Raw genomic sequence first — 20,051 nt, forward strand, 5'->3', positions numbered from 1 at the left:
GAGATAATCAGTGATCATGTTTATGCGCATGAAAATCTTCATTTTTGCGGAAACGTAGGTAGTTTTCAAACTGTTCGCAATATTCGTCAAAGTTATCTTCCAGCATCATTTGGAATTGTTGCAGCAGATAAGACATCACTTGTTCTTTGGCAGCACGCATTTCTTCGCCGTCTTTGAAGTTATTGGCTGCGACCCAAGTATTAAAACGGGCAGTGGCGAATAACATGGCTGCACTGACCTGACCACGTAATTCTTCTGGCTTGGTTTGCTGACCTTTAGGTGGTCGGCAGAAATCATTGGCAAGCTTAATGAACTCATCTGCACGCTCAAAAAAGACTGCATTTAAAGCTTCTTCTTCCGTCACATCAGTGGCGTTAATTTTTTGAGACATGGTTTTTCCCAGCGACAAGTTAAGACACATTATTATAGACAAAGCCTTGTCGAAACTAAACCTTTGCCTTAACCTAAAATAGCCTAAGCAATTAGAATAATCACTATGCAAGATGCGATCGCGATTCAAAGCTTAAAAACGGATATTGCCTTATTACGCCAGCATATTTATCCACCCCAATATTTAGAGCATGTCGAAGGCTTGCCGATTTATTATGGGCTGCAACAAGATGTGGATGAATATTATCGACAATGGCAACCTTTGATTGAACGGGCACAACAGTTATGTCAGCCTTTTATGGAAGATGACGTGGTAGATGCGATTCATTTACCCAGTCATTTAAATCTGCCGCTGTTTTTCTTTCATGTCGATCGGATTCGGATTAATAAAACTCGTGCTAAAGAGTCGAAAACTTTCCGTGGTGTGGCAGCATTACTAGAAAAATGTGGACACTTTGAGACGGATCAGATTTTTGCAATGCAGGAATGGTTGGGTAGTGATGATACGGCGGCCTTAGTTGCACATCGTGAATTTATTGATTTACGCACCTATGTCTTTCAGCATGGTCAAAGTGACTATACCCGAACGCGGTTTTATATGAATGGGGTGATTTTGAGTGTAGAACCACATTTTAAATTGGTGGATGCACGGGATAAGCCGCGTAAGCAGCGTAATGATCGTTATAGCGATCCGATTGCGGATAATGGTACGTGGAAGATTTTTGGGAAATATCGGTAAATGATTTAAGTGGAATAAATAGTTTAACACTCTAATTTTCATTAAAAAATAACAGCACAGCCACAAGAGCTATATAAAGTTTGGAGGTTTTCGCGTAGGCGATTTCCTACTTTGTTTTCGGACAAAGTAGGCAAAACCATTGTCATCAGCAAAACCTGTCTATTTCTTGGATTTATTAAAATGTATCGCAGAAACATTACGTTGCTTATATCACGCAGGTTGCTGATGACGTTTCCGAGTATCCGCTTTTTGTAGGACTTAAATTATTTGTGGCGGCATCCATGCCGCCATCACGATAATAGAGTGAGGTGATTTTCCCTTATGCAGCTATTGCTTTTCATCCCAAAAAGCGTCCTGAGCAGATAGGGTCTGAAGCTTTTTATTCGCTTTCTTGGTCACATGTGGTTGCTGTGCTTTAACCCAACCTAATGCAAATAAAAACTGCGGATGCTTCACAGCCTGTTGCTCAAAGATTTGCTCAGCAACAAACAGGTCATTATAAAAGCCTAAATATTCCTGAATTGGCTGTAACTTATTTAAGAATTGTTGAACCTGCTTTTCTGGATACAGCGCTGAAATAAAGTCGATGCAATAACGCAATTGTTTGACGCGTTTACGGGTACGGTGTTGTTGCTCGACTTCTAACTTAGAAAATTGGGCTGCATCTTTGAGAATTTTTTGATATAGCCTACTTAAGCTTTTCGCTGCCTGTTTGGAAAGTTTAGATTTAGACTCATGCTCACTATAGGTGAAGCTGAATAATGCTAAAAATAGCTGTGTGGTTTTAGGATGACTTAATAACTGAGAAACACGACTGTCAGTACTCTCAGTGAATGGGAAATCAAAATCACAAACTTCTTTTACTAAGGGAATGATGGAATCTTGAATTGCATCATTATCACGTGATTGTCCCAAAGCTCTAAAAATATCAGCCAATTGATTTTCCCAATTCGGATCAATATGTGCCGACCAATTAGAAAAATGTTTTAAAGCTGAGCGTAAACGACGTAAGCCAACACGGGCTTGATGAATATGGTCTGCTTCTGCTACACCATCAGCGATTGCAGCTGTATTTGGCAGGATATGATTTAGGGTATTTTCGATAATCAGTTTAAGGGCTTGTTCAGCACGGATATCTGTATCTAAAATCAGTGATTTCGCTTTGCTGGCAGGGGATACCGTCTTGCCAATAGCCAATAAATTACCACGTTCAGCCTTACTCCGTACATCGAGCCAGAGTTGGTATTTGTCTACCCAAGTTTTGGCAAAATCAATCAGAGACTGTGCCGAGCCTTGTTTCAATTCAAATTCAACTTCACAGATTTTAGCTTGATCAGTTGGCGTACGGATTTCGCCATCATCCAAGCAAACTTCAATCTGTGAACCTGCAAACTCGAAGACATGAAAGGTGCGTTGGACGTCAGTTTGAAACTGTAGCAATAACTCAGCAGGTGAATCGCCTAGGACATCACGCAGTACAGTTTGGACTGTTTGATTATGTTTATATAGAGATAAATCCAGTTCGGGTTCTTCAGTACATTTACCTAAATAGATATCTTCTTCGATGCGTTGTAAATGGTTTTTACTGGCCGCTTTAAAGGTTTGCACCCAATGTTCACCTTCCTGACGCAAACGAATTGCCACATAATTTTTTGCCAGTAAACGGTCGGCCGTATCATAGTATTTTGCTTGTAGCTGAATTTTTTGTGCTTTTTGTTTGCTTAACAGCTGTAATACACTTTTTTTCTTAGATTCAGGCAGTTGAAATTTTAGCTCTATTTCCATGATGTTATGACTCCTGACCACCGAGAATGATAAATATAAAAAATAGTATAACTTGTTGATCTCAAAAATCATTGTAAAGTTGTTTTAAGCAGGAAAAGGATGGCACGCAATGACTTTATTTTGTACAGAAAATGCATTAACGTGTGGAGAGTCTTGCACGATTAGGATGATCCAAAAATGAATGCACCAGCGAATATTACCAAGCCAGTGGAATTTTCATTACCTATTAAAAACTATGATGAATTTTATCACTTTTATTTAACAGAACATCGCAGTATTGCCAGCCGTCGTTTGCATGTCGCAGGCAGCTCGATCGGTTTATATTTCTTTAGTAAAGCCATCCGTAAACGTCAGGCAAAATATGCTGTGTATGGTTTGGTATCAGGCTATGCCTGTGCTTGGGTTGGGCATTTTTTCTTTGAACATAATAAGCCTGCCAGCTTTAAACAACCGCTGTATAGCTTTATTTCGGATTGGCGCATGTTGTCAGATGTTGCACGTGGTCGTTTGAGTCTAATTGATCGTCAGTTTGATAAAATTGATTCTTAAAATTCGTTTGATATTTTTAAAAGCTGCTTTGGCAGCTTGTTTATTTGTAATTATTATCTGATGCTCAAGCAGATAGAGTGCTTTATGAAAATATCGTTTAAAGTATCAAATAAATATATCGTATCTAGATTAAAGTGGATATATAGCCAATCCATGTGTTTTTAATTGAATTAAGATGATTTAAAGGAGGAGGGATGAAGACCAAAAAAGAAGAAGTAATTTTTATTTTTTGTTCAGCATTTATATTTTTATGTATTGGCTTATGCATGTATGGCATAATTTTTAATACAGTGGCTCCTTATATATTTGGAAAAGGGTATGATAAAGGTGCATTAGCAACTATGATTGGATGGTCGGCTACTCTTTTTATCGGTTATTGTGGTTATATACTTATTGATAAATGGAAAGATCAAGAACATAAAAAAATCATTCGCGACAATGCTAATACTACATTAAATAATTTTAAGAAATTTATAACTCTAGCTTTAGCCCAATCACATATTAAAGAACTACCAACGAATGATTTTAGAAAATTTCAAGAGATTTATTATGATACATATATATCTTTAAATATTTTATCAGAGTTAACAAAAGATCCAGAGTTGGATGAATTAGAAAATTTTTTTATGAATACTTATCAGGATATTAATGAGCTGAGATCTCAAATGATCCAAAATAAAATTACATTTATAATTTGTGAAGAGGAAATGAGGAAACTAATTGTTTCTTTAGATGTTATCTATAGAAAATGTGCACGACTTATGAATATTCATAATATAGATTAGTAAGACTAAACTATATCTTTAGGGGTGTGAAGAAGTAGATGTCGTTTTAAATATTACCCCATGCTTTACGATCAGTAATCCTTAAAAGAAGGGATCATACACCTGTGTATTTCCTTATAAAAGAGAATAATGAATTGATCATTTCATAAGAACTTATACACTCCCTATCTTTAAATTTTCACTAAGAGAATATACTCTGAAGCTAATGTAATTATAGTGAATAGTGAAACGTTCATGCGCGGTCTTTATCTCATTACCAATGATGATCCAATCCAACTATTATTAGAAAAATTAGACGTTGCATTAGCAACAGGCAAGATTGCCATTCTGCAATACCGTCGTAAGAAAGTGGCAAAAGCAGATCAGCCAAGTGAAGTAGAGCAGATCAAAGCACTTTGTGAAAAGCATCAAGTCCCGTTTGTGATTAATGATGATTTGGCTTTGGCTGAACAATTTGGTCTAGGTGTACATCTTGGGCAATCTGATGGTGAAATAAGTGATGCTGCCACACGTTTATCACAAGGTGTAATTATTGGTCGGACTTGCTTAAACTCATTAGAGCTGGCGGAGAAGGCGATTGCTGACGGTGCAACTTATGTGGCCTTTGGTGCGGTCTATGCCACCTCAACTAAACCTGAAGCGGGCAATGTAGGTATCGAAGTCATTAAACAGGCGAAACAAAAATTTGCTGTGCCGATTTGTGCGATTGGTGGTCTGACTGTGGAAAATTCTCAAGTCGTGATTGAGGCTGGGGCAAGCCTTTGCGCGGTAATTAGTGATATATTAGGGCGATCAACAGCCGAAATTCCTGCTCGTGTACATGCATGGGCAACGTTATTTGACTAATTAGATGCATCCGCTTTGCGGAACTTTTATTGTTTCTCGGAACCACAACGTTCCTCGTCCTCGATTCTAGGTTGAGTCTTTTATGAGTTTATCTCCAAAGCAAGAACAGCTATTTAAACAAGCAAGTAAACATATTCCAGGTGGCGTAAATTCACCTGTACGTGCATTTAACGGTGTTGGTGGTACGCCTATCTTTATCGAAAAAGCCAAAGGTGCGTATTTGTGGGATGTCGATGGTAAGCGTTACGTGGACTATGTCGGCTCATGGGGACCAATGATTTTAGGTCATGCGCATCCAGATATTATTCAAGCGGTACAAACCGCAGCAGAAGATGGCCTAAGTTTTGGTGCACCAACCGTGCACGAAACTACACTGGCAGATACGATTTGCGAAATTATGCCATCCATTGAATTGGTCCGTATGACCAGCTCAGGCACAGAAGCGACCATGACTGCGATTCGTTTGGCACGTGGATATACAGGCCGTGACAAGATTGTAAAATTTGAAGGCTGTTACCACGGTCATTCAGATTCACTCTTGGTCAAAGCGGGTTCTGGTTTGCTGACTTTAGGTGAGGGCGAGCCAACCTCAAAAGGTGTACCAGCAGATTTTGCCAAACATACCTTAACGCTACCGTATAACAATATTGAAGCGCTGAAAGAATGCTTTAGCAAATTTGGTCATGAGATTGCGGGTGTCATCATTGAGCCTGTTGCAGGCAATATGAATCTGGTAACGCCAATTGATGGTTTCTTGCAAGCAATTCGTGATGTCTGTGATGAATACAAATCAGTATTTATCATTGATGAAGTGATGACAGGTTTCCGTGTTGCTTTAGGCGGTGCGCAATCAGTCTATAAAGTTAAACCAGATTTAACCACATTGGGTAAAATCATTGGTGCAGGCTTACCAGTTGGTGCTTTTGGCGGTAAACGTGAAATCATGGAATGCATCGCGCCTTTAGGCGGTGTTTATCAAGCAGGTACATTGTCTGGGAATCCATTGGCAATGCGTGCTGGTATTGCGATGTTCAAGCATCTTCGTGAGCCTGAATTTTATGACAAGCTTGCAGCACAGTTAGCCAAATTGCTTGCAGGTTTACAGGCTGCGGCAGACGAAGCGGGTATTCCATTTAAAACCCAACAAGTGGGTGGCATGTTTGGTTTGTACTTTACCGATCAAGAAGACATCACCAGTTTTGATTCAATGTTGGCCTGTGATGTTGAAGCATTTAAGAAATTCTTCCACGGCATGCTAAAGCGTGGTGTTTATCTTGCACCATCGGCATTTGAAGCAGGATTTATTTCATCGATGCATTCTGATCAAGATATTGCAGAGACCATTCAGGCAGCAAAAGAAACCTTTGCTGAAATGAAATAACGCTGTAATGCACACATAAGCCCGATTTATTCGGGCTTTTTTTATGGCGATGGTTTCGGTAGTTCTCAAAACAGGCTGCCCTCAACTGATTAAACAATAAGGGTGGATCGTCATGAACGCTCACTGCGTTCTCATGTATTTGTAGGCTCTATCTAAGCTTTGAATAGCAGTAAAGATAAATAATCTTTACTGTATTATCAGGTTAAATATGATTGAATAATCCACTATCTTTGCGTTTGTCTTTGGTTGTTCCCAAGGGCGAACGTTTTGGCTGACGCTAGCTGTGTATGGCGTTGCTAGAGATTGTATGCTAGACAAGCTTTTGATAAGAAACTCATAGGAATGGAGTAAAAAAGATGAAAACTAAACATTATTTAACTGCCGCAGATGTGGAAATTTTGGTTGATGCAGCCTTGCAGTATGCAACTGCACACAGCTTTAATGTCAGCGTGGCAGTTGTCGATGATGGTGGAACGCTGTTGATGATGAAGCGTATGGATGGTGCATCGGTATTATCGACACAGATTTGCCAAGAAAAAGCACATTCTGCCGCAGTCAGCCGAAGAGCCACCAAGGCATCAGAAGATATGATCCGTGATGGAAAAATTGGCTTTTTAACGATCAATGCAGCAAAAGGCATGTTAGAAGGTGGTGAGCCGATTGTCTATCAAGGGCAGGTTGTTGGGGCTGTTGGGGTTTCAGGCGTGCAATCATTTCAAGATGCAGAAATTGCCCAACATGCAATTCAACATTTTCTAGAGCAACAAGCCTAAAACATCTTTTAAATCCGATTCTGGATGAAATATCGAGAGAAACACGAAAAAAAATAGTAAAAATACGTGTCATGCATTGTAATTCAGCGCTAAGCTTTTTATGATTGCCCGCTTGTTTTCATCCAGTCGTTGGAAGGCTACCTTGAATGATTTTCTAAGTGAACATTTGATTCATCGTGATGAAGATTTTATGGTCATCCATAAACCTGCAGGCTTACTCACTGTGCCGGGGAAAACACCTGATTTACAAGATTGTTTAATCAATCGTTTATTAGAATTAGAACCAAAAACTTTACTGATTCATCGTTTAGATCGCGATACTTCTGGCATCTTGGTCTTTGGTTTATCCAAATTTGGACAAAGCAATATTTCGCGCCAATTTCAAGATCGTCAAACCTCAAAAATTTATCAAGCTTTGGTTGCTGGCCATTTAGAAGGTCAGGGCACAGTCGATATTCCTGTGATTTATGATCCAAGCCGCCCGCCATTGCATATTGTTGATGCTTCCTATCACAAGCCGGCATTAACCGAATGGCAAGCCATCGAACATTTAGAAATTCAAGGGCAAGCTGTAACTCGAGTTAAACTTATTCCGATTACAGGGCGTTCACATCAGCTTCGTGTGCATATGCAATATTTAGGTCATCCGATTCTAGGCGATACCTTATATGCCACGCCAGAACAGCAACAGCTTTATGCGCGTTTATGTTTACATGCAACGCAATTGAGCTTTGCACATCCTAAAACAGGTGCACAACTCAGCTTTGATTGTGCAGTACCGTTTTAGTCTAAAAACTTTTTTATGAAACACGATGTGATGCACGCTATTTGATTGCGCTTTGTGTCAAAATACATCGTTGAAAACTACATAAAATGCCTTAACTTTTATTTGGGTCAGGGCATAAAATATGTAGGCTAACTTGAGATAAAGGTGGAAAAATTGCAGCAGTTTGCTATTGGTCAACGTTGGTTATCAGATACTGAAACTGAACTCGGTTTAGGGGTTCTTATTGATGTAGATGAACGTTCTATCAGCATTTTATTCCCTAAAAGTGATGAAACTCGTGTTTATGCACGTAACAATGCGCCTTTATCTCGCATCATCTTTAACGTTAATGATGAAGTCCAAGACCAAGAAGGTATCAAGTGGACGGTTGAGTCGATCGAAGATCGTCATGGCGTACTGCGTTACGATGTGGTTCGTAGCCTTGAAAATGGTGAACAAGAACATAAGTCACTGAACGAAACCCGTATCGGTGCACAGATCCAGCTGTCAAAACCTTTAGAGCGTCTGTTAGCCAGCCAAGTTGATTATAAAGAATGGTATGACCTGCGTATTGAAGCGATGTTGTTGCAAGCACAAATGCACACCAGTCCTTTACGTGGTTTTCTTGGTGCGCGTGTGGGCTTGATTCCACATCAGCTTTATATCGCGCATGAAGTCGGTAAGCGTTTTGCGCCACGTGTCTTGTTAGCGGATGAAGTGGGCCTAGGTAAAACCATTGAAGCAGGTTTGATTATTCATCAGCAACTGAAAACAGGGCGTTCAGAACGTATCCTGATTTTAGTACCTGATTCATTGCAATATCAGTGGATGATTGAAATGCGTCGCCGTTTCAATTTGCAATTCTCTCTGTTTGACTTAACCCGTACTGCTTCGATCAAAGAACATGATCCTGACCTGAATCCATTCTTGACTGAACAATGCATTATTGCCAGCGTCGATTTGATGGTTGACCACGATGACTTGCGTGAGCAGGCCATGGAAGCTGGTTTTGATTTATTGGTGGTCGATGAAGCCCATCATTTGATGTGGAGTGAAGAAGAGGGTGGCAATGATCGTTATGATCTTGTTGAAGAACTCGCTGAACAAACTGCTGGGGTATTATTGCTCACCGCAACACCTGAGCAATTAGGCGTTGAAAGTCATTTTGCCCGTCTTCGTTTACTCGATCCACAGCGTTTTAGCAGTCTAGACCGTTTCCTTGATGAAGAAGAGCAATATCAACATACTGCAAAAATTGCAGAAGTGTTGATGTCAGATCAAGCATTAACAGAAGAGCATCTTGCTGCACTGGATGGCTTATTGGGTCATCGTATTGATGATCAGCCTGAACAGCGTATGCGTGCGATTCACGAATTATTGGACCGTCACGGCACAGGTCGTATCTTGTTCCGTAACACCCGTGAAGCGATTCAAGGCTTCCCAGGTCGTGATTGCCAGCCAGCACCTTTGCCAGCACCAGAAGACTGGTCATTTGACGGCAAAATGCGTGAGCAAATGTGGCCTGAAGAAGGTCAACTCGATGGCGCATGGATGGAAAATGATCCGCGTGTGCCTTGGTTGATGGAAGTGCTGCGCAAAGATTTAAAACACAAAAAAGTGTTGTTGATTGCACGCAGCGGGCCAGTGGTAGAAGCATTGGAAAATGTTCTACGTTTACATGCGGGTATTCGTACCGCAATGTTCCATGAGGGCATGAGTTTATTAGAGCGTGACCAAGCTGCGGCATATTTTGCGGAAGATAGTTATGGCGCTCAAATCCTATTGTGTTCAGAAATTGGTTCGGAAGGGCGTAACTTCCAGTTTGCCAGTGATTTGATCTTATTTGATCTGCCTGCAAACCCTGACGTATTGGAACAACGAATTGGCCGTCTGGACCGTATTGGTCAGGAAAATCGTATTCAAATTCATGTGCCGTATTTGATGGGCACAGCACAAGAACGTATGTTCCGTTGGTATAACGAAGCACTTAATATTTTCAGCAGTATTTCTCCGACGGCGCAAACGCTACAAGAGAACTTTATTGTTGAATTAAAAGATTGCTTATTGGCAGACCAAGGCCAGACGTTTGAAGATTTACTTGAAGAAGTCAATGTACAGCGTCAAGCATTAGAAGCTGAACTACAAGCGGGTCGTGACCGTTTGCTCGAGTACAACTCGTGTCGTCCAGTCGTTGCGCAGGGCATTGTACAAGCGCTTGAAGATTATGATGACAACACCACTTTGCCAATGTTTGTGAAGCGTTTCATGTCATCCACCAATATTGACTTTGATGAGCAAAGCAATGGTACGGTGATCATCAAGCCGACTGATCAGATGCAAGTTCAAGGCATTAGCTTGGATGAAGAGGGCATGACGGCGACCTTCTATCGTGATCAGGCACAAATTCGTGAAGATGCGCAATATTTGACTTTGGAACATCCGTTTATTGAAAGTGTGATGGAAATGATCCGCACACAATCATTCGGTAGTACCAATGTGGCCTTATTGAAATCGAATGCACTAAAACAAGGTTCAGTCTTGTTGGAAGTGTGGTTTAAGGTTGATGTGGTTGCACCGAAGGCATTGAACTTGCCATCAAGCTTACCGAAGCAATTGATTCGTGTATTGCTCAGTGAAAATGGTCAGGATTTATCGACCAAGATTGATCCAAGTATTTTACGTCCATACCTGCATCATCTAGATGGTAATAGTTGCCGTCAAGTGGTGAAAGCACGCCGTGAAGTGATTGAGTCACGTTATGCGCAAGCTTTAGAGATTGCGAAAGGATCATTGCCAGAATTAATGCAGCAGGCTAAAGAGCACTACAGTGGTAAATGGCAGTATGAAATTGACCGTTTAAGCTATCTCAAGCAATTTAACCCAAGCATTCGCCAAGATGAAATTGAGCGCTTACAGAAATTCCAGAAAGAAGGCTTAGGTCTACTAGATGGTCTGTCTGTGACACCAGAGGCAATTCAAGTGTTGGTTGTGGTTAAGCCTTAATTGCAACAGTAATAAAAAAGAGGACAACAAAGGTCCTCTTTTTTTGTCTATTGATTTAGTGATCAATATTGGCTTCCAAAAACCATAGGTACTGATCTAGATCCTCGAGTGCTGCATGGATAATATCTTCAGAAATTGGGTCTTGAATTTCGTCAATGGTATCGCGTAGATGGTTGGCGACCACACCATAACGATCAGCCAATTCTTTAAGATGATCTTGTACCGCATGAATGGCAACAGGGTATGGCTTGAGATGTGAGGTTTCAGCAACCGTTTGGGTTGTTCCGAGCGCTGTTCCACCGATCTGTACCGCACGTTCTGCGACGTTATCCAAATGGGTGATTAATGAAGTACGGAAGGTATCTAACATTTCATGCACTGCAATAAAGTTGCTACCCCGCATGTTCCAATGCGCCTGCTTGGTCAATAAGGACAGGTCAATCAGGTTAGCAAGGATTTGATTTAAAATTTTTACTGTGGACTCTTTAATTGAGTCATCTAAATTATTACGTGTATATACTTTTAAAGCTTTCGCTGTTGAAGAATTCATAGTTACCTCATTCAATTATAATGTGATGAAACATCGTGAATAAAAACCATTCATTTCATGACTAGCTTATCGCTTGAATCGAGGCTTGAGTGTTTTCGTTGTCTAGGCTTTTGTAAGTTTACTTATCATCAATTTTGTTTTTGATTTTATTGGTTTTGATTCAGATGGAATGATGCTTCCATCTGTTAGACTTCTTTTAGAATTGTTAATAAATGGCTTAAATGAGTCCTGCATCCTTACATTCCAATTTGATATAGGCATAGAAAATAGGCGCAACAATCAGACCGCTGAGTCCAAAAATCGACTCAAAAATCAGCATCGCCAATAACACTTCCCAAGCACTGGCATTGATTTTGGTACCAATGATTTTGGCATTGACGAAGTATTCCAGCTTATGAATGATCACCAGATAGGCCAATGCGATGGCTGCCACAGACAGGGAGATGGTCAAACCCGCCATAATGATCAAGGTATTTGAAATCAAATTGCCAATAATCGGCAGTAGACCAAAAATAAAGGTCAGAATGGTTAGTGTTTTGGCAAAAGGTAAATGGATATTGAAGATCGGCAGAACGATAAAGACAAAGATCATAAACAATACGGTATTGATCAGTGAAATTTTCACTTGAGCAAAGACCACATTTTTAAAAGAAACAGAAAGCTTCTGAATACGATGCAGCACAGCTGCTTTAAATGCAGGTTGTGGTGCATGTTGTTTAAAATTCTGGATCGACACCAAAATCCCGACAATCAGACCAATCACCATCGTCGCCAGATTATGCAGAATATCGGTCCCTGTATTTTTGACGATCGAAATATTATTTTTGATAAAAGACAGAATCTGATTCTTGATATCCGCCACGCTATGCGGCAAATAACCCGGCAGGTAATGACTCATTTCCTCTTGGAATTTAATCAGCGTTTGATCGATCTTAAAGTTAAAAGAATTCAGTCCAGTCCCTTTTAAATCATAGATCACAAAGCTAATTAAACTGGTAATAAAAAAGCCAATCAGGAAGGTGGTTAAAATACCCAGAATAATACTGATAAAGATACGTGCGCGTTGACCATCAATATGTTTTTCAACAATTGAACTTAAACTGTTAATAATTTCAAAGACCAGAAAACCTGCAAAAAAACTCGGAAGTAAATGCAGGGGAATGACCATCATTAAAAACAAAGCCATCAGGATAAAGCTGGCGATGATACTTTGACGGTCATTGAGTAGATTCATGATCTAGATGCCTAGTTTAAGTTGTTGTTATGTTAAAGAACAAACATATGATTTTGATGACATCTATCCTATTGTGCTGCGATCAATTAATCAATTAATCAATTAATCAATTAATCAATTAATCAATTTCCATTTCATTGATATGACGCGCGCCTTCTAGAATCATACGAATCATGACCATGGTTTGTTCTGCCACTTCAGTGCGTTGTTCCGCAGGCAGATCCAGCACTTTTGCGCCCATGTTGAACACCAATTGCGTAATAGCTTTGGCTGCAAGATCAGCATGACTGAGCTTACTGTTATTCAAACGTTCTAAACGAATCAGGTCTTCTTGCAGCTCTTGCTGAAAGAAGTTGAGTTGACGGTCAACCGCTGCTTTATACGAAGTAGAACCCGTGTAGCCTTCGCGTAATAACAAACTCAGATTGCCTTCGTCGGTATTCAATTGTTGAATAAACACTTCGACTGAACTACGGATAATGCTTTGCTGCTTTGAAGCCTGTAAACGCGCTTCACGAATAATACGGCGAAGTACCAAGCCAGATTGATCAATCAAGGCAATTGCCAGTTCATCAATGTCTTTAAAATGACGATAGAAACTATTTGGTGCAATACCTGCTTCGCGTGCAATCTCACGTAAGCTGAGTGAGGCGATACTTTTTTGTGGGCCAATCAAGTTGAGCGTGGCTTGAAACAACTCTTCTTTGGTAATGGTTGCTTTTCTACCTACTGAGCGCACAGGAGTTTTCATAGGAATGACATCTTGTTCGTTTAAGTTGTCATGGCCGAGTGGTAAAAAAGAAGAATGAACCATTGTTTTCAATATATAAGTAAGCTACTCGGGATTATAACGATTGTCTGTGGACTTGTGAAATGTAAATTCTTATACGAGTGTATATACAAATATATATACATATGTATAATAATTGGGAAACAACCAGAGTAAACCTGCTCATGCAAGCAATTGAAAAGAGAAATTCTCTATTTAATTCGTTGGCTCACAGTGTGATGAACAGCCATGACGCCAATTTTTGGTTACAGAAAATCAATCCATTGTGGTCCATTAATCAGTCTCTAGCCAAAATCGTAAAAAAACAAATCGTGGCAAAAGACACCGTCAGTCTTATTCTGCAATGCAACCGACATGTTGCTCGTGGTGTTGCTGGGCAGCATCACCCTGTGACGGTTGATATTGCGGGTCGTCACTATGAGCGTACTTATAGTTTGATGCAGGTGGATGCTGATCATCTCTGTTTAACCGTGAAAAAAGTGGATCAAGGCTTAGTCAGTTCGTGGTTGGTTGAAGGCAGCCAAACTGGGGATATCTTACGTTTGGGCCAACCTTATGGTGAGATGCAGCAGACCGTTGTGACTCCTCATTTAGTATTGTTGGCAGCGGGGAGTGGTATCACACCAATGCTAAGTTTGATTGAAGCGTTATGTCAGTCAAAACAATTGAATACAACATCCGTCCAGTTGATGTATTGGGTGAAAACCCATGCAGATGCAGCTTATGCAGAATATCTGAAAGAAGTATCTGAAAATTTTTCAAACTTTAGTTATCAAATTTTTTATACCCAAGAACAAGATCAACGTTTAAATCAAAGCCATGTTGATCAAATCAGTGGTTTAGCTGAAAGCACAGTCTATGCTTGCGGACCATCTGGTTTTGCGGCAACAGCAGAAAGCCTATTTCAACAGGCTGCAGCCTTACAAACTGAAGCTTTTAGCTTGAGTCAATTTGATGTGGATGCCACAGATACGGGCTTTGTGAATGTTACGTTGACGCAGTCGAATAAAACCCTTGCTATTCCTAAAGGGCAATCGATTCTATCGAGCTTAGAACATCAAGGCATCAAGCCAAATCATGGTTGCCGTATGGGGATTTGTAATAAATGTGCCTGTAATAAAGCACAAGGCGCGACCAAAAATTTATTGAATGGTGCTGCCAATAATGAACCAACACAGTTACTAAAAATTTGTGTCAATTCAGCCCAGTCTGATCTTGTGATTGATCTATAAGAGAGTAATTGATTATGAACATGCCTGTTAAGATGGAATTTTTTAAAAATCCCAAAAATCGTGATTTAACTGCTGCAGAATTAGATGCTTTTGCTCGTGAACTGGATCAAATCAAACAAGAAGTATTAGACGATTTAGGCGAGAAAGATGCCAAATATATCCGCCGCGTCTATTCCACCATTCGTTATAGCAGTTTGGCTGGGCGCGCTTGTTTGTTTCTAGGCTGGTTTCCGCCAGCTTGGTTGCTCGGGACAGGCTTGCTCGGTTTCGCCAAAATAATGGAAAACATGGAGTTGGGTCATAATGTTATGCATGGTCAATATGACTGGATGAATGATCCGAAGTTCAATGGTCAAACCTATGAGTGGGATACAGTCGGAACCTCAGATAACTGGCGTCAAACCCATAACTATAAGCATCATACCTATACCAATGTAAAAGGTATGGATGATGATGTCGGTTATGGCGTATTCCGTTTGTTCCCTGAACAACGCTGGTCGAAATTCACTTTAATTCAGCCGATGTATATCGTGCCATTCAGTCTGCTGTTCCAATGGGGAGTTGCAGTGCAAAACCTTGAATTAGGTAAAGTACTGTATAAGCGTAAAACCATGGCGCAATTCAAGCGTGAATGGCAGCCTGCGCAAAAGAAAATCCTTAAGCAAATGTTTAAGGACTATGTGTTTTTTCCATTAATTGCTGGCCCTGCTGCGATTCCAGTATTTACTGGCAATTTGGTGGCGAACGGGATTCGCAATGTCTGGACCTTCAGTATTATTTTCTGTGGTCACTTTACCAAAGATGTTGAAGTATTTCCGAAAGCGGTATTAGAAAATGAAAGCCGTGGGCATTGGTATATGCGTCAGATCCGTGGTTCATCCAATCTGACTGGTTCAGAAGCCTTTCATATCTTAACGGGGCATTTGAGCCATCAAATTGAGCATCATTTATTCCCTGATATTCCTGCACGTCGCTATCGTCAAGTTGCACCGAAAGTACAGGCGGTGTGTGAAAAATATGGGTTGCATTATAACAATGCCAGCTTTGTGAAGCAGTTTGGTGAAGTGGTCGGGCGTATTTTTAAATACGCACTGCCTTTTAAAAAGTAAGCCATAAGGTTGAAAAAAGCCCTGAATACATTTGCTTCAGGGCTTTTTTATTTTATTTCTTCTTTTTTGAAATCCACATGGTGATCGTGGCATGGAAAACTTTTTCATTCTGCTGATCCACGACATCAACATTGACCAAGTATTCACCAGCTTCGTCCCAATCGTAATGCTCATCAACAGGGCTAGCAATCGCAATCAGATCGGTTTCAGCCTTCTTTAAATATTCAACCGTCATGCCTTTGGGAATCCAGCGATGGGTTGTGGGTACCGTCACTTCAGTCATGGTCCCACCCGCAAGTTCTGCCATATTACACATCGCGATTGCATGAACTGTACCAATATGATTCAACACGCTCCGTTTTTTCTTGATACTGATTTTGCAAGAATTGGGTTTTAGCTCCTCAAATAAGGGAGAGATACTGCTGAAATACGGTGCTTTAAGGCACAACATTCGGGTGAATGTCCATTTACCTGCTGGTAAGGCCGATACTTTATTCCATAAATCTAAGGTGCTTGCCATTTTAAATGTCCTAATACAGAATTAAATTCTTAAACAGAATACAATTCTGTTTACAAGCTGTGGTCAAGTCATACACAATAGTTCCGATTATTGGTTATTTTGATGAAAGCATGCAGGCAGCTCAGCAATTATTAGAACGGTTATATCCACAACGCAGGTCTTTATTAAAACGACAGATTTTGCTGGATGCTTTGTCGTGCTTTCTTGAATATGGTTTGGACACCACCAGTATTGAAATGATTCGTGACAAATCTGACAGTAGCGTGGGGGCGATTTATCATCATTTTAAGAATAAAGAAGGGGTGATTGCAGCACTGGTGTTTGCTGCGTTGGATGATCAAGCACAATTGCGTGACCAATACTTAAAAGAAGCAAAATCACTCAAAGAACTACTCTATGCGCTGATTTATAGTTATATCGACTGGGTTTCTGATCAGCCCAAGTTTGCGCAGTTCCTATTATTTGCTCACTTGAGTGTACGGCAGGGTGAATATCGACAAGTCTTAAATGACAAAAATAAACTGAGAAATCAAAACATCATTGCGCATATTTCCAACTATGCTGATGCCAGTTTATTAAAATCAGTGCCAACAGAGCTAATGATGTCTTTGGTGATTGGTGCAACTGAAAGTTATTGCCGCGCTTGGCTCTCTGAAAAAGTCGTAACTAATCCCAAAGCGTATCGTGAGACTTTGGCTCAAGCAGCTTGGGATTCATTACAACATTTGAGCCAAGCTCAATCAGAGAACAACAATCAGGATTATCATTGATGAGAACAAACCATCAGAAGATACAATTTACAGGGGCTTGTCTGTGTGGCGCGATCAGCTTTCAGTTTCATCTCGCAAACATCAAAATGATGTATCGTTGTTATTGCAGCCTATGCCGTAAGCAGAGTGGTGCTGCATCAAATGCCGCAACTTTTGTACAGACGGAATCCTTTCAATGGCAGCAAGGTCAGTCATTGATTGAGACTTATATTAAAGATACCGGTTTTAATAGTAGTTTCTGTAGGCAATGTGGATCACCTGTACCGAATGCGCTAACGATCAACCCAAAGGTGATGTGGATTCCTTTGGGACTGGTTCAGGAGGATTTTAGCCCAGAGCTTGAACTAAATTTTTGTGTGAATTCTAAAGTGAGTTGGGCCGAAACTCATCAAAAACTTAGTGAATTTGATGAGCTGCCTAATGCTATTGAGTTGACGCATTATTTTGAAATCAATCAATAAAAAGCCGAATGCGAACATTCGGCTTTAGAGTGTTAGAAATCAAACGAGGTTTGTAAATAGTAGGTACGAGAAGGACCCACGTAGATGCCGCCAACCTGATCTGCGGAACGGGTGTAATAGTCATGATTAAATAGGTTTTTCACACCTAAGCCAACTTTTAAGCCTGATAGAGAGGTATCAGCAAAGTCATAAGCGGCACGAACACCAACGATACCGTAGCCCGGAATATTGCCATAACGACCCGTACCATCATTGTTATTTCCTGAGGCAGTTTGACGCGACTGCGCATAGAGATTGGTGTTGAAGGTCCATTGATCACGTTTGTAGTCCACACCCGCATTGCCAACCCAGTTCGAATAGAAATCTAATTCATTGCCTGAGTCTTGACCTGCCGACGCGGTTGCTTTGGTATAGGTGGTATTGGCATACATCGAGATATTGGCTAGCGTATCATTGATTGCGCCTAGATTATATTTAAAGCCGAGTTCAGCACCTTTATGTTTGGTTGCACCCAAATTTGAATAGGTTTGTGTTGCATCATCACGCTTGAGCTGATCGGCGAAATCAATATAGAACAGGGTGAATTCAAGTGATAAATAATCATCCATATAATGGGTGCCGATTTCATAATTATCTGCTTTTTCAGGATTTAAACCATCCATGGTCAGATAAGCACCTCTGGCATTGGTATTGGCCATTTGACTATATTGCAGTGGTGCAAATGATTTGCCATAGTTGGCAAAGATATTCCATTGATCATTGGCTTTGTACATCACCGCAAAGCTTGGCAGCACAGCGTCATAGGACTTGCTGGCATTGACCCCATTTAGAACAGAATAATCACGGTTTAACTTATACATGTTTTCATTGGTTTTAATTCGCTCGAAACGAATCCCTGGCGTGAAGGACCATGCGCCTAAATCGGTACGGTTATCGACATAGACAGCATGTGCTTCAGTGTCTCCATCCGCTTTGGTCCAGCCATAAAAATCAGTTGGGCCTGTGTCACTGTTATAATTGGCACGATCAACGGATTCACTGCTCGTTTCTTTTAGATAGCGATAACCAACAGACACTTCATTCAGCGTATCGCCCAACTGAAATGCATGTGAATAACGCGGTTCAATGGCAGTCACTTTATAATCACGTGGGGCGATCTGATAGAGACTAGAACCGCTGCGTTCTACACCTGCATCACGATAACTGTCGAGGTGGTAAGCGAGAACCTCAAAGGCATTGTTGTCTTTTTTATAATTATATTTGAGTGAGATATCATTACGGTTGCCTTCCATATAGTCATGGTTGCGTAAAGACTGATAGGGGTTTTGCGCATACTGTGCAGGGGTTAAACCGCCAGGCATATCGACCTTGGCTTCATAACGATGTAGATTCGCTTCAATGCTTGAATAATCATCTAAGGCATATCGGGCTTTTAAACGTAGATCATTGATATTGGCATAGTCATTTTGATCGCGATACCCATCACCATTCACCCCAGAGTAGAGCAAAGCAAGACCGAGGCCATTGTCTAACGTTGTGCCAACAAAAAGATTGGGATTGACTTTTAAGTTGCCATTTTCAGCCACTTCTGTGGTCATGCCAATACTGGCTGCGAAATTTTCTGAAATGCTGCGCGTATTAAAATTGATAATCCCACCAACGTTTTGCGGCCCAAAGCGGACGGAACCTGCACCACGAACTACATCAATCGACTCCATATTACCTAAAGTCGTTGGGGCTAATGAAAGTTGGGGTTGTCCATAGGGTGCTACCGCTAAAGGTACGCCATCGATCATCAATTGCGAACGGGGTGAAAATCTTGAGGTCAGACCACGAACACCAATACTTAAAGATGCATCGCTGCCAGAGGTGCCCGAATTTTCAGAAACCTGAACACCGGGAACGGTACGCAGCGCTTCTTTAACTGAGGTTGTACCGCGTGCTTCCAAACTTTGTTGATCAACTACAGTACGGGCACCGGGATGGTTGAGCACTTTTTTGGCATTGGCTTGTTCTAACCAGTTGCCCTCAGCTTGGATGGAAATGGTTGCCAGTGTTTGTATGGTATTGCTTTGGCTGTCATCTGCAAATGTTGTCGTCGCAACGCAGCTGATCAGTGCTGTGATAGCACAGCTTAGGGTAGAGGGTTTAAATTTTGAAAAAGCAACAGGATGAGAAAACGAACACTTCATAAGTTGATTGCCGAGCATCTGAAATTGGAGGAGTTATTTTGCGCCGCTATATTAATTGATTATAATTCTCATTTATAGTTATTGTTTAGCTAAAATTAATTCAATTATTACATAAAAGATATAATTTTTTTTGCTAAGAGAGAAATGTAGCGAGATAGACTGAATAAAAGTGTTGA

At 40.7% G+C, this 20,051-nt stretch carries 19 protein-coding genes; 12 read left to right on the forward strand and 7 right to left on the reverse strand.

The genetic code is table 11. From position 1 onward, the window contains the following. Positions 1–7 precede the first annotated feature (7 nt). The gene (locus F957_RS15215) at positions 8–391 is read right to left on the reverse strand and encodes a DUF3144 domain-containing protein (protein WP_016541274.1); all 384 of its coding nucleotides are present in this window, start codon (positions 389–391) and stop codon (positions 8–10) included. 105 nt (positions 392–496) lie between these two features. Between F957_RS15215 and F957_RS21850 the strand changes: the two genes are divergently transcribed. Beyond that, on the forward strand, positions 497–1,129 hold the full coding sequence (locus tag F957_RS21850; protein ID WP_016541275.1) for a hypothetical protein: 633 nt from the start codon (positions 497–499) through the stop codon (positions 1,127–1,129). Between the two features lie 327 nt (positions 1,130–1,456). Here F957_RS21850 and F957_RS15205 read toward each other — a convergent pair whose 3' ends face one another. Further along, positions 1,457–2,914 (reverse strand): CYTH and CHAD domain-containing protein, encoded by a 1,458-nt coding sequence (locus tag F957_RS15205; protein ID WP_016541276.1) that lies wholly within the window; start codon positions 2,912–2,914, stop codon positions 1,457–1,459. Between the two features lie 177 nt (positions 2,915–3,091). On the opposite strand from F957_RS15205, the gene F957_RS15200 reads away from it, so the two are divergent. The 7 genes from F957_RS15200 (at position 3,092) to rapA (ending at position 11,017) form a co-directional block, all read left to right on the forward strand. Further along, positions 3,092–3,463, forward strand: a complete 372-nt coding sequence (locus F957_RS15200; RefSeq protein ID WP_005145109.1) for an Mpo1-like protein — start codon at positions 3,092–3,094, stop codon at positions 3,461–3,463. A gap of 194 nt (positions 3,464–3,657) precedes the next feature. Then, positions 3,658–4,248 (forward strand): hypothetical protein, encoded by a 591-nt coding sequence (locus tag F957_RS15195; protein ID WP_016541277.1) that lies wholly within the window; start codon positions 3,658–3,660, stop codon positions 4,246–4,248. Between the two features lie 234 nt (positions 4,249–4,482). Then, positions 4,483–5,094, forward strand: coding sequence for a thiamine phosphate synthase (gene thiE, locus F957_RS15190; RefSeq protein WP_016541278.1), 612 nt, complete (start codon positions 4,483–4,485; stop codon positions 5,092–5,094). Between the two features lie 82 nt (positions 5,095–5,176). Further along, positions 5,177–6,475 (forward strand): glutamate-1-semialdehyde 2,1-aminomutase, encoded by a 1,299-nt coding sequence (gene hemL, locus F957_RS15185; RefSeq protein ID WP_016541279.1) that lies wholly within the window; start codon positions 5,177–5,179, stop codon positions 6,473–6,475. A gap of 356 nt (positions 6,476–6,831) precedes the next feature. Beyond that, positions 6,832–7,248 (forward strand): GlcG/HbpS family heme-binding protein, encoded by a 417-nt coding sequence (locus tag F957_RS15180; RefSeq protein ID WP_016541280.1) that lies wholly within the window; start codon positions 6,832–6,834, stop codon positions 7,246–7,248. A gap of 142 nt (positions 7,249–7,390) precedes the next feature. Further along, positions 7,391–8,035 carry an RluA family pseudouridine synthase gene (locus F957_RS15175; RefSeq protein ID WP_171068261.1) on the forward strand — a complete coding sequence of 215 codons (645 nt, stop codon included), beginning with the start codon at positions 7,391–7,393 and terminating at the stop codon, positions 8,033–8,035. A 144-nt stretch (positions 8,036–8,179) separates the two neighbouring features. Then, entirely contained in the window at positions 8,180–11,017 is a 2,838-nt protein-coding gene (gene rapA, locus F957_RS15170; RefSeq protein WP_016541282.1) for an RNA polymerase-associated protein RapA, read from the forward strand. Between the two features lie 55 nt (positions 11,018–11,072). Here rapA and dps read toward each other — a convergent pair whose 3' ends face one another. From dps to fabR, 3 genes are all read right to left on the reverse strand, one after another. Beyond that, on the reverse strand, positions 11,073–11,567 hold the full coding sequence (gene dps / locus F957_RS15165) for a DNA starvation/stationary phase protection protein Dps (RefSeq protein ID WP_004801316.1): 495 nt from the start codon (positions 11,565–11,567) through the stop codon (positions 11,073–11,075). A gap of 217 nt (positions 11,568–11,784) precedes the next feature. After that, a complete protein-coding gene (locus F957_RS15160; RefSeq protein ID WP_016541283.1) occupies positions 11,785–12,801 on the reverse strand; it encodes an AI-2E family transporter in 1,017 nt (338 codons plus the stop codon). A 118-nt stretch (positions 12,802–12,919) separates the two neighbouring features. Next, positions 12,920–13,615, reverse strand: coding sequence for an HTH-type transcriptional repressor FabR (fabR, locus tag F957_RS15155; RefSeq protein WP_016541284.1), 696 nt, complete (start codon positions 13,613–13,615; stop codon positions 12,920–12,922). 140 nt (positions 13,616–13,755) lie between these two features. Between fabR and F957_RS15150 the strand changes: the two genes are divergently transcribed. Together F957_RS15150 and F957_RS15145 are read left to right on the forward strand one after the other, a co-directional pair. Then, complete coding sequence (locus F957_RS15150) at positions 13,756–14,823, forward strand: ferredoxin reductase (RefSeq protein WP_016660217.1); 1,068 nt, start codon at positions 13,756–13,758, stop codon at positions 14,821–14,823. A gap of 14 nt (positions 14,824–14,837) precedes the next feature. Then, positions 14,838–15,932: a fatty acid desaturase family protein gene (locus F957_RS15145; RefSeq protein ID WP_016541286.1), complete on the forward strand. Its 1,095-nt coding sequence runs from the start codon at positions 14,838–14,840 to the stop codon at positions 15,930–15,932. A gap of 52 nt (positions 15,933–15,984) precedes the next feature. Here F957_RS15145 and F957_RS15140 read toward each other — a convergent pair whose 3' ends face one another. Beyond that, complete coding sequence (locus tag F957_RS15140) at positions 15,985–16,452, reverse strand: hotdog fold domain-containing protein (protein WP_016541287.1); 468 nt, start codon at positions 16,450–16,452, stop codon at positions 15,985–15,987. A gap of 110 nt (positions 16,453–16,562) precedes the next feature. Here F957_RS15140 and F957_RS15135 point away from each other — a divergent pair, with 110 nt between their 5' ends. Then, on the forward strand, positions 16,563–17,222 hold the full coding sequence (locus tag F957_RS15135; protein WP_016541288.1) for a TetR/AcrR family transcriptional regulator: 660 nt from the start codon (positions 16,563–16,565) through the stop codon (positions 17,220–17,222). After that, on the forward strand, positions 17,222–17,683 hold the full coding sequence (locus tag F957_RS15130; RefSeq protein WP_016541289.1) for a GFA family protein: 462 nt from the start codon (positions 17,222–17,224) through the stop codon (positions 17,681–17,683). Before F957_RS15135 ends, F957_RS15130 begins: the two co-directional genes overlap by 1 nt. Positions 17,684–17,715: 32 nt before the next feature. Here F957_RS15130 and F957_RS15125 read toward each other — a convergent pair whose 3' ends face one another. Further along, a complete protein-coding gene (locus F957_RS15125) occupies positions 17,716–19,893 on the reverse strand; it encodes a TonB-dependent receptor family protein (RefSeq protein ID WP_016541290.1) in 2,178 nt (725 codons plus the stop codon). Positions 19,894–20,051: the final 158 nt, after the last annotated feature.

Origin of the sequence: Acinetobacter gyllenbergii CIP 110306 = MTCC 11365, assembly GCF_000413855.1 — a bacterium.
Lineage (GTDB): Bacteria > Pseudomonadota > Gammaproteobacteria > Pseudomonadales > Moraxellaceae > Acinetobacter > Acinetobacter gyllenbergii.

Coding starts and splice junctions, on each gene's coding strand:
- F957_RS15215 (WP_016541274.1), bottom strand. CDS start 391: ATGTCTCAAAAAATTAACGCCACTGATGTGACGGAAGAAGAAGCTTTA.
- F957_RS21850 (WP_016541275.1), top strand. CDS start 497: ATGCAAGATGCGATCGCGATTCAAAGCTTAAAAACGGATATTGCCTTA.
- F957_RS15205 (WP_016541276.1), bottom strand. CDS start 2,914: ATGGAAATAGAGCTAAAATTTCAACTGCCTGAATCTAAGAAAAAAAGT.
- F957_RS15200 (WP_005145109.1), top strand. CDS start 3,092: ATGAATGCACCAGCGAATATTACCAAGCCAGTGGAATTTTCATTACCT.
- F957_RS15195 (WP_016541277.1), top strand. CDS start 3,658: ATGAAGACCAAAAAAGAAGAAGTAATTTTTATTTTTTGTTCAGCATTT.
- thiE (WP_016541278.1), top strand. CDS start 4,483: ATGCGCGGTCTTTATCTCATTACCAATGATGATCCAATCCAACTATTA.
- hemL (WP_016541279.1), top strand. CDS start 5,177: ATGAGTTTATCTCCAAAGCAAGAACAGCTATTTAAACAAGCAAGTAAA.
- F957_RS15180 (WP_016541280.1), top strand. CDS start 6,832: ATGAAAACTAAACATTATTTAACTGCCGCAGATGTGGAAATTTTGGTT.
- dps (WP_004801316.1), bottom strand. CDS start 11,567: ATGAATTCTTCAACAGCGAAAGCTTTAAAAGTATATACACGTAATAAT.
- F957_RS15160 (WP_016541283.1), bottom strand. CDS start 12,801: ATGAATCTACTCAATGACCGTCAAAGTATCATCGCCAGCTTTATCCTG.
- fabR (WP_016541284.1), bottom strand. CDS start 13,615: ATGGTTCATTCTTCTTTTTTACCACTCGGCCATGACAACTTAAACGAA.
- F957_RS15150 (WP_016660217.1), top strand. CDS start 13,756: ATGCAAGCAATTGAAAAGAGAAATTCTCTATTTAATTCGTTGGCTCAC.
- F957_RS15145 (WP_016541286.1), top strand. CDS start 14,838: ATGAACATGCCTGTTAAGATGGAATTTTTTAAAAATCCCAAAAATCGT.
- F957_RS15140 (WP_016541287.1), bottom strand. CDS start 16,452: ATGGCAAGCACCTTAGATTTATGGAATAAAGTATCGGCCTTACCAGCA.
- F957_RS15135 (WP_016541288.1), top strand. CDS start 16,563: ATGCAGGCAGCTCAGCAATTATTAGAACGGTTATATCCACAACGCAGG.
- F957_RS15130 (WP_016541289.1), top strand. CDS start 17,222: ATGAGAACAAACCATCAGAAGATACAATTTACAGGGGCTTGTCTGTGT.
- F957_RS15125 (WP_016541290.1), bottom strand. CDS start 19,893: ATGCTCGGCAATCAACTTATGAAGTGTTCGTTTTCTCATCCTGTTGCT.